This is a genomic window from Campylobacter taeniopygiae (genome assembly GCF_005406225.1).
Classification (GTDB): Bacteria; Campylobacterota; Campylobacteria; order Campylobacterales; family Campylobacteraceae; genus Campylobacter_D; species Campylobacter_D taeniopygiae.
In genome coordinates, this window is record NZ_NXLY01000009.1 from 70,985 (window position 1) to 81,006 (window position 10,022).

The window sequence follows — 10,022 nt, forward strand, 5'->3', positions numbered from 1 at the left end:
TATTTTTCCTTAATTACATTGCTTTTCAAATATTTTTACCACGCTATTAGGTAAAATCTCATATTCTAGATTGTGAATCTTTTCTTCAAATTCATCAAAATTCATTTCTTCTTTTTCAAAAGCTTTTTGAGCAATGATTTTCCCGCCATCGAGTTCTTCATTGACCCAATGCACACTCACTCCAGCCACCTTCATATCGCTTTTAAAACTCTCTTCTATCGCATGAGCTCCTTTAAAAAGTGGAAGTAAAGAAGGATGAAGATTGATCGCTTTAATATTTTTTGTAAAAACCGGACTTAAAATTCTCATAAATCCAGCCAATATGGTTAAATCCGCGCCACTTTGCTGAATTTTTTCTACTAAAACTTGATCAAATTCTTCCCTAGAAGAAAAATTTTCATGCTCCACAATCACACTTTCAAGTCCATATTTTTTAGCCCTTTGTATGCCAAAAGCATTTTTTTTATTACAAAGACAAAGTACCACTTCATAAGTATTGCCTCTTATAGTTTTTTGGTGGAGCTTTTCTAAAATATTTTCTAAATTACTCCCATTCCCACTAAAAAGAATTGCTAATTTTACAAGCATTTTAATCCTTTTACAAGTTTTATAGCATCAAAGCTATTTTTATTAAATTTATATTTTTTAGCAACCAAAGCATGTGCCAAACAAGCATTTTTGGCTGCTTTTAAAGCTTTAAATTTAGCTCCCAAAAGTGCGGCTATCATTCCGCTTAAAACATCTCCACTTCCACCTTTTGCCAAAGCTTCATTGCCTAGATTAATCACAAATATTTTCTCTTTTTGTATCACAATAGGATTTGCTCCTTTAAGAACCAAAACACAATTATAATTTTTGGCAAATTTTTTCGCATAAAAGAAGCGATTTTTCTGCAAATTCTCCACGCTTAATTCTTCATCAAAACACATTTTCCAAAGTCTTGCAAATTCCTTTGGATGCGGAGTAATCACAACATCTTCTCTGTTTAAATACCACAAAATCGCTTCACTTAAAAAACAATTTGCATCCAAAACTAAAGGAATATTTTGCAAAGTCTCATCTTTTAAAAAATCCAAATTTTCAAGCCCCATACCTAAAGCTATAGCTGTGGCTTCATTAGAAATTTTTTGCTTTAACATTAAAAGCGGAGAAAAAGTTTTTTTAGCAACCAAAGATACAAGCCCACTTCCAAAATTAAACGCTCCAAGTCCTGCTAAAGTTCCCGCACTTGAATTTCCAACTATATAAACATGGCCAAATTTGCCTTTATTGGAATTTGCATTTCTTTTGATCGTTTTTAAATCTTTCTTTTCTAAAAGCTTACTTTGTGGTTTAGGGGCAAATTTTTTCATTTTTATACCTAAATTTAAAAGCTTTATTTTTCCTACAAATTCCTTAGCAAAATCTTCAAGCAAAATTTCTTTTAAAGCACCCATACAAGCTGTGATATCGGCTTTAAAACAAGGATTAAAGCCTAAATTTGTAGGTATATCACAAGCTATTTTTAAAGCTTTGCTTTTATTGATTTTTTCTAACAATGCACAATACTTTTCATCCAAAGCCCTATTAGATCCTGTGCCTAAAATACAATCAACAATGATTTTAAATTTATGAATTTTAGGATCTTTTTTCATCATTTTAAAACCAAAATTAATTAAAATTTGCTCTTGCTGTTTAAAAATATCATTTTCTTTAAAACCTAATTTATAAGCTTTAGCTTTTTTAAGATGTCTTATAGCGACAAGTCCATCCGCTGCGTTATTACCACCACCTAATAAAAATAAAATTTCAGAATTTTTAACTCCTAATTTTTTAGCTTTTTGCGAAATAAGTCTTGCTAGGGCTGTGCCAGCATTTTCCATTAAAATAATTTCACTCAAGCCTTTATTTATGGCATTTTTCTCTAAAAATTGGATATTATCAGTAATAGCTTTCATCGTCTTTAGCCACTAAAAAATAAATATTTTTTTCTCTTTTTTCTTTAAATTTTTTCATTTTAGATAAAAATTTTTGTATCAAAGCACGAAAATTTTTAAATCCATAATTTTGCGGATTAAAATCAGAATACTTTCTATTCATATTTGTGCGAATTTGAGCATATTCTGCACGACCCTTTTCATCGATAAGTTGCTCTGTGATATTGATCAAGGTTTTTAAATAATCATTGCTTAAAACAGTTTTTTTCTTTCTTTCATCTTGATCTAGATAAAAAAATTCACTAAAAGCATTGACATAAGATTGTATCGATTTTTCAAGCCCCATACCAATGACTTGTTTTTTATTTTCTCTAAGTTTTTGTATAAGCGAAGTATAATCACTATCACTTGAAACAATGACAAAAATATCGATATTTTTCTCATAAAATACACTTATAATTTCTGTAATCAAATACATATCGCTAGAATTTTTATTAGCTGCAAAATTAAATTGCTGCATAGCAATGAGTGAGTATTGCGCGATTTGCTCTTTCCAATTTTGGATATTTTTTTGAGTCCAATCCCCATAAATTCGCTTGATAATAATTTCTCCATAATCTGAAGCAATATCAAAAATACTTTTAGCGTATTTTGCGGGAATATTTTCAGCATCGATAAAAATAGCTATGCTTTTATTTTCCATCATTAACCTCTTATCCTAAAACTTAAAGTTTCTAAAATATGACTTTTATTTATGATTTCTTTCTCTTGTAAATCCGCTATACTTCTTGAAACTTTTAAAACCTTATTAACAGATCTTAAAGAAAGATTATAACGAGAAATTGCTAAATCAAGGGTATCTTTAGCATCTTTTTCTAAGGGGCAAAAATTTTGTAAATCCTCATCTTTTAATTTTCCATTAAATTCTTTCTGTCCTCGCTTTTTTCCAAAAATAAAGCCTTGCAAAATTTTTTCACTCATTTCTTTAGAAGTTATACTTGCTTTATCATCTTTGCTGATTTCATCCATGGCAACATACAAATCAATACGATCCATCACAGCAGATGAAATATGATTTTTGTATTTTTTAATTTCATTATCTGTGCAAGTACAAGATAAATTTTTAGAAAATAAATTAGCACAAGGGCAAGGATTTTGTGCCGCAACAAAGCTAAATTTTGTTTCATAGGTGGTTTTAGAATTTACCCTTGAAATATGAATTTTATAATCCTCCAAAGGCTCTCTTAAACTTTCTATGATTTGTTTATTAAAATGTGGAAATTCATCAAAAAACAAAACCCCTCCATTTGCGAGTGCCACCTCTCCAATTTTAGCATTTTTAGCACCCCCTCCAAAAATACTGGCTCTAGTAGAGGTGTGATGCGGATGACGAAAAGCTCTTGTTTTAGCAAATTCGCATTCTTTAGAATTTAAAGACATGTAAGCATTTTGCATTAAAACCTCACTCAAACTTTGAGGAGGCATAATATAAACTAGGCGTTTTGCACACATACTTTTGCCACTTCCTGGACTTCCTTCAAAAAGTATATTATGCATTCCAAGCGCAGCAATCATACAAGCTTTTTTAGCTTTTTCCTGCCCTTTTACATCTTTAAAATCTAAATCAAATTGATTATTAGGGATAAAAATTTCATCATTGATTTTTAAAGGATTACTAAATAAAGGATGATTTTGCAAAAATTTAAATTTTTCATAATTTTTTTCTTTGAAAAATTCAATCGCCTCATTTAAATTTTCAAGTCCATAAATTTCTAAGTTAGGGATCATAGAAGCTTTTAAAGCTATGCTTTTTGGCACAACAACTTTAGCATGATTTATTTTAGCGGATAAAAACAAAAGAAGGGAAAAGAGTTCATTTGTGCTTTTTATACTTCCATCAAGCCCCAATTCTCCTACTACAAAAAAATCGTCCAATTCTTCATTTTGGAGTAAAATAAGCACAGCGATAGCTAAATCAAAATGCGATCCTCTTTTGGGAATTCCCGATGGACTTAGATTGATAGTAATTTTTTTAGCTGGAAATGTAAAATCGCAACTTAAAAGCGTCGCTTTTATACGCTCAATACTTTCTTTGATCGCTGTATTTGCAAGCCCTACTATGCTTAAATTAGGCAAACCTCTTGTAAAAGTTGATTCTACATCAATAATGTCTAAATTTTCACCATAACTGATGCATTTTAATTTTTTCATTTAGCTTTTTTTTGATTTTTCAATTTCTTTTTAAAATCCTTATCAAATTTTTGCCTTTTTAAAAAAGAAATTTTTTCTATAAACAAATGTCCATTTAAATGGTCATTTTCATGCTGAATAGCTACAGCTAAAAAATCTTTAGCCTCTAATTCTTTATGTTCTCCAAAACGATCTTGATACTTTAACAAAATATGATTATAGCGTCGCACCTCTTCAAAAAAATCAGGAATACTCAAACAACCTTCAGTATAAATGATCGTTTCTTCACTTAAAGGGATAATTTCAGGATTAATAATTTCAAGTAAATCTTCTTTTTTTTGCTCCCCATTTTCATCTACAATATTAACCAATAAGGCTCTTAAAGGGATATCAACCTGTATAGCGGCCAAACCCACTCCTTGACTTGCGATCATCGTTTCATACATATCATCAAGCAAATCATGTAAATTTGAGTCAAATTCCACAACAGGTTCTGATTCTAAAAATAATCTAGGATTAGGATAAGTCATAATCTTTCTAATCATAAAATTTCATCACCTTAAATTATTTAAAACTTTTTTCTAAAACCTTATCGATTAAACCATACTCTTTAGCTTCTTGTGCTGACATGAAAAAATCTCTTTCTGTGTCTTTGGCGATTTTAGCAACTTTTTGCTTAGTATTTTTAGCCAAAATATCATTAAGTATAGTCTTAAGTCTTAAAATTTCTTTAGCTTGAATTTCTATATCTGTTGCTTGTCCTCTAGCGCCACCTAAAGGTTGATGGATCATAATCCTTGAATTTGGCAATGCAAAACGTTTGCCTTCTGCTCCACAACTTAATAAAAACGCCCCCATGGAAGCTGCTTGACCTATGCAAATAGTACAAACATCTGGCTTAATATAATTCATAGTATCATAAATGCTAAAACCGCTTGTGATCACTCCGCCTGGAGAATTAATATAAAGATAAATATCTTTTTGTGGATCTTCAGCCTCTAAAAAAAGAAGTTGAGCTACAATTGAAGCAGCAAGATCATCGTGAATCTCGCCACTAAGCATAACAATTCTATCCTTTAAAAGTCTAGAATAAATATCATAACTTCTTTCCCCGCGACTTGATTTTTCAATAACATAAGGAATAACCATTATTTATCCTCTTTTTGTTTTTTGCTTGATTTTTCTGTTTTTGGCATAAAAATATCATTGAAAAGTTTTTCTTCAATCAAAGCCATTTTTACAGCTGGTAAAGCTCCTTGTTTTTTATAATTATCCAAATGTTCTTTTGGATTCATTCCATAGCGATACGCTTCAAAATAAATTGCTTGAACAAGCTCTTGATCATTCACTTCTATTTTACGAATTTTTGCAAGTTCATCAATAATAAAAGTTAATTTTACGCTTTTTTGTGCTTCTTCTTTGAAAGAATCACGTTTTTGTTGATATTTTTCTTTATCAGCTTTAATCTCTTCAATTTCTTTTTCACTAAAAGTATTAAATGCTGCACGGAATTGCATATCCGTTTCTTGCTCTACTATACCGCGTGGCAAATCAAAATTATATTCTGCGATCAAAGCGTCTGCGAATTTAGCCTTTAGCTCATCATTTACAAGTTTAAATAATTTTTCATTTTTAATTTGCTCTTTTAATTTCTCTTCCAAAAGCTCTACGCTTGGCTTTTCTTCATTTGGTAAAAGTTTTTTAACCATTTCTTCATCAAGTTCTGGCATTTTAAGTTCTTGAATTTCGTGAAGTTTTACTTTAAATACCGCATCTTTTCCTGCCAAATGAGAAGCTCCATATTCTTTAGGAAAAGTAACATTGATATCTTTTTCTTCTCCTATTTTCATACCCACCATGCCTTCTTCAAAACCTGGTATAAATTGCTTAGAACCTATTTCTAAAATATAATTTTCAGCTTTTCCGCCATCAAAAGGTTTTTCATCCACAAAACCTTCAAAATCAAATTTAGCAAAATCTCCCTCTTTTAAAGCTCTTTTTGTTTTAATAGCTTCAGGAGTTGCAAATCTTTTTAATAATTCTTCTTTTTTTTCATCAATTTCTTTTTTTGTAACTTTAGGAGTTTGATACTCTGGAATAAGTTTTTCATAACCATCTAACTTAAGTTCTGGTTTGAAAGAAAGTGCCAATTCTGCAATTATTTCTCCATTTTGGCGATCAAATTTTTCAAAATAAGGCTCACCAACAAGCTCTTTTGCCTCTTTTTTTAATTCTTTCAAAGCATTATCTACAGCAGATTTAAAAAGATTTTGTTCTGCATCTTGAGTTAGTTCTTTTTCATATCTTTTAAGCACAGCTGCGACTGGAACTTTTCCAGGTCTAAAACCATCCATTTTTATATTTTTAGAAGCTTTTTTTGCCAAATTTTCCACTTCATTTTTAATCATTCCCGAAGGAATTTTTACGCTAGCAGTCGCATTTACAGAATCTAATTGCTTTGCTTTTACTTCCATGATTATTTTTCCTTATAAAATAAAATTTAGCTTTAATAATAGCAAATTTTTCCTTATTACTTGCATAAAATTTTAAAGCAATTTATGATAAAATGACAAAAATCAAAAACTACTATGGAGATAATTTTGCAAAAAGAGTTTGAAAAATGTATAACAACCATACTTGAATCCGTAGGAGAAAATCCAAATAGAGAAGGATTGTTAAAAACTCCTAATCGCGTTTTCAAGGCTTTTCAATTTTTAACTAAAGGTTATCATGAAAATATTAAAGATGTTTTAAATGACGCCTTATTTCAAAGCTCTAACAATGAAATGGTTTTAGTCCGCGATATAGAATTTTATAGTCTTTGCGAACATCATCTTTTGCCATTTTTTGGACGCGTCCATGTAGCTTATATTCCCGATCAAAAAGTCGTGGGCTTGAGTAAAATTCCTCGTCTTGTAGAAGTTTTTGCGAGGCGTTTGCAAATTCAAGAACAACTCACAGAGCAAATCGCTGATGCACTCATGGAAAATGTTAATGCAAAAGGAGTAGGCGTTGTCATAGAAGCACGCCATATGTGTGTGGAAATGCGTGGGGTGCAAAAGGTTAATTCCACTACTTCCACTTCAGCCCTTAGAGGGTTGTTTTTAAAAAATGAAAAAACACGCAAAGAATTTTTTGAACTTATCAATTCCCCTAAACAGGTTCGTTTTTAATGAATTTAGAAAAACTTCGCTCCAAACTCGGCAAAGAAAATTTAAGTGCTGTTTTTGGAGAGATTACAAAAATATCAGCCACAAGTATTGAAATTCGCGGACTTAAAACAGGAGTTGGAGATATCGTTAAGCTTGTTTCCAATGAAAATCCAAATTTAAATACTTTAGCTATGGTTGTAGAAATAAAAGAGCAATTTAGCTATCTAAGCCCTTTTAGCTTTATAGAAGGTTTTAAAATCGGGGATCGTGCTTTTATCAGCGATGCTGGGATGCAAATAGGAGTGAGTGATGAACTTTTGGGACGAGTGGTTGATCCTTTTATGCGTCCTAAAGATGGAAAAGCTCCTATTGAAGTAAGTAAATACATGCCTATCATGCGTGCTCCTATTGATGCAATGAAAAGGGGATTGATTGAAGAAGTTTTTCCTGTAGGAGTTAAAACCATTGATGCTTTATTAACTTGTGGAGTAGGACAAAAATTAGGTATTTTTGCAGGAAGTGGGGTAGGAAAATCTACCCTTATGGGAATGATAGTTAAAAATTCAAAAGCACCTATAAAAGTGGTAGCCTTAATCGGCGAAAGGGGACGTGAAATCCCCGAATTTATACAAAAAAATTTAGGTGGAAAACTTGACGATACAGTCATCATTGTAGCAACAAGCGATGATAGTGCTTTAATGCGTAAATATGGTGCATTTTGTGCTATGAGTGTAGCAGAATATTTCAAAGAACAGGGCAAAGATGTTCTTTTTATCATGGATAGTGTAACGCGTTTTGCTATGGCTCAAAGAGAAATAGGACTTGCTCTTGGCGAACCTCCTACAACCAAAGGATATCCACCTAGCGTTTTAAGTCTTTTGCCTCAACTCATGGAAAGAACTGGAAAAGAAGAAGGAAAAGGAACTATCACAGCATTTTTTACCGTGCTTGTTGATGGAGATGATATGAGTGATCCAATCGCTGATCAAAGTAGATCTATTTTAGACGGACACATAGTTTTAAGCAGAGAACTTACTGATTTTGGAATTTATCCACCTATTAATATACAAAATTCAGCTTCAAGGGTTATGGGGGATATCATTACACCCGAACACAAACTCTTAGCAAGAAAATTTAAAAGACTTAATTCTTTATTAAAAGAAAATGAGGTTTTACTCCGCATCGGTGCTTACCAAAAAGGAAGCGATAGAGAGCTTGATGAAGCTATTGCTAAAAAAGATTTTATGCAAAAATTTTTAGGGCAAAATCCTGAAGAAAGTTTTGAATTTGATGAAACCATAAAACTTTTAGAACAAATCGATTCCACTCCTCAACCCACAAATACAGGTAGCATGAATGCTGTTTTACCAAATCCAAACCAATCTCAATAATAAAATCTTTTTTAAATCTTTTATCTCAAACTATTCTTGAAAGCTAAGAAAAAATTGATACTAAAGAATTAATTTTTAAAAACTAAATAATAAATTTTTATTTTTTTGCACATTTATTACTACAAAGATTTTTTTTGTGACATAAAAAAATAAATAATTTAGTTTAAATTTTAATATAAATTTAATATGATAAATTTAATTTTAATAAATATTTTTTATGAGTATTTTTGTAACATTTTTTAATACAAAATGCAAATTTTTACGGGTTTTTTTTTTTTTTTTGATAGAATCAAGAGTTATTTTATCTTAATTTGATTTTTTAAAAAGGAGAAAAATTCGTAATGAAAAGTTTAAAATTTAAACTTTCGCTTGTAACAAATGTGATAGCAATTATTGCTTTGGTTATTTTAGGAGTTGTGGGTTTTTTATTTACAAAAAACGCATTGTTTAAAACTATAGAAAATACTGAAATCAATGCTATTAAAGTTGCAAAAACAGATATGGAAGATTTTAGAGCTAAAAATCTTTCATCATTGCAGAAATTAAGCAAAGATATTTTATCTTTACCTTTAGAAAAAATTAATTCCCAAGAAGCTTTAATGGCAAATATAGGAGATATGTTTAAATCCTATAAGCACTCATCCAATCTTTTAGCTGTTTATATAGGTCTAGCAAATGGCAGTAACGTTGTAAGTGATATTGAAAGTGAAAAGAATGGCAAAAGTTTAAGAATAAATGGCAAAAATAATGGATACGATGCCACTACAAGAGAATGGTATCAAGGAGCTAGAAATACAAATTCAGTCTATGTTCAACCTTACTATGTTGATCCTGTAAGCAATGAAACTATATTTACTTATTCTAAAGCCCTTTATAAAGATGGTCAATTTATAGGAGTTTTGGCAATTGATGTAAGTTTAAAAATGCTTCAAAAAACTTTTGAAAGCAAACCAGGAAACGCTTTTTTAATTGATAAAAATAAGGATATATTTGTTGCCTCCAATCCCTCTGAAATGAATAGTGGTTTTCAAAATACTTCTTTATTGTTGGAAAACTTAAAACAATATGGAGAATTTCAACCTTTTCTTATTGAAGCAGGTGGAGTTGAAAATTTAGGTATGTGCTCTCCGGTTTTAAACTATACAGCCTGTATAACCGAACCTACAGATAAAATTTATCAATCCATTAATAAAATTGCACTGATTCAAATCATTTTAGTATTAACTATAGTGATATTAAGTACAATTTTAATGTATTTCATTGTATCGCGTTATCTCTCCCCACTCACCACCATCCAAAGTGGTCTTAATGCCTTCTTTGATTTTATCAATCATAAAACAAAGAATGTCTCTACTATTAATATAAAAACCAAT

At 30.6% G+C, this 10,022-nt stretch carries 10 protein-coding genes; 3 read left to right on the forward strand and 7 right to left on the reverse strand.

Features of this window, described 5'->3' with window-relative positions; translation table 11 throughout:
* Window positions 1-9: 9 nt before the first annotated feature.
* The 7 genes from purN to tig are packed head-to-tail and all read right to left on the reverse strand — an operon-like array spanning window position 10 to window position 6,580.
* Entirely contained in the window at window positions 10-588 is a 579-nt protein-coding gene (purN, locus tag CQA75_RS05765) for a phosphoribosylglycinamide formyltransferase (protein WP_137624083.1), read from the reverse strand.
* Window positions 579-1,937 carry an NAD(P)H-hydrate dehydratase gene (locus tag CQA75_RS05770; RefSeq protein WP_137624084.1) on the reverse strand — a complete coding sequence of 453 codons (1,359 nt, stop codon included), beginning with the start codon at window positions 1,935-1,937 and terminating at the stop codon, window positions 579-581. Before CQA75_RS05770 ends, purN begins: the two co-directional genes overlap by 10 nt.
* On the reverse strand, window positions 1,921-2,619 hold the full coding sequence (locus CQA75_RS05775) for an NYN domain-containing protein (protein WP_137624085.1): 699 nt from the start codon (window positions 2,617-2,619) through the stop codon (window positions 1,921-1,923). Before CQA75_RS05775 ends, CQA75_RS05770 begins: the two co-directional genes overlap by 17 nt.
* A gap of 2 nt (window positions 2,620-2,621) precedes the next feature.
* Window positions 2,622-4,127, reverse strand: coding sequence for a YifB family Mg chelatase-like AAA ATPase (locus tag CQA75_RS05780; RefSeq protein ID WP_137624086.1), 1,506 nt, complete (start codon window positions 4,125-4,127; stop codon window positions 2,622-2,624).
* Window positions 4,124-4,651 carry a peptide deformylase gene (gene def / locus CQA75_RS05785; RefSeq protein ID WP_137624087.1) on the reverse strand — a complete coding sequence of 176 codons (528 nt, stop codon included), beginning with the start codon at window positions 4,649-4,651 and terminating at the stop codon, window positions 4,124-4,126. The genes CQA75_RS05780 and def overlap by 4 nt, the downstream gene beginning before the upstream one ends.
* Before the next feature lie 19 nt (window positions 4,652-4,670).
* The gene (clpP, locus tag CQA75_RS05790) at window positions 4,671-5,255 is read right to left on the reverse strand and encodes an ATP-dependent Clp endopeptidase proteolytic subunit ClpP (protein ID WP_137624088.1); all 585 of its coding nucleotides are present in this window, start codon (window positions 5,253-5,255) and stop codon (window positions 4,671-4,673) included.
* Window positions 5,255-6,580, reverse strand: coding sequence for a trigger factor (gene tig / locus CQA75_RS05795; protein ID WP_137624089.1), 1,326 nt, complete (start codon window positions 6,578-6,580; stop codon window positions 5,255-5,257). Before tig ends, clpP begins: the two co-directional genes overlap by 1 nt.
* Window positions 6,581-6,706: 126 nt before the next feature.
* On the opposite strand from tig, the gene folE reads away from it, so the two are divergent.
* The 3 genes from folE to CQA75_RS05810 form a co-directional block, all read left to right on the forward strand.
* Window positions 6,707-7,279, forward strand: coding sequence for a GTP cyclohydrolase I FolE (gene folE, locus CQA75_RS05800; protein ID WP_137624090.1), 573 nt, complete (start codon window positions 6,707-6,709; stop codon window positions 7,277-7,279).
* Window positions 7,279-8,649, forward strand: a complete 1,371-nt coding sequence (gene fliI / locus CQA75_RS05805) for a flagellar protein export ATPase FliI (RefSeq protein WP_137624091.1) — start codon at window positions 7,279-7,281, stop codon at window positions 8,647-8,649. The genes folE and fliI overlap by 1 nt, the downstream gene beginning before the upstream one ends.
* 341 nt (window positions 8,650-8,990) lie before the next feature.
* A partial coding sequence (locus CQA75_RS05810; RefSeq protein WP_212741797.1) for a PDC sensor domain-containing protein occupies window positions 8,991-10,022 on the forward strand: 1,032 nt, incomplete at its 3' end.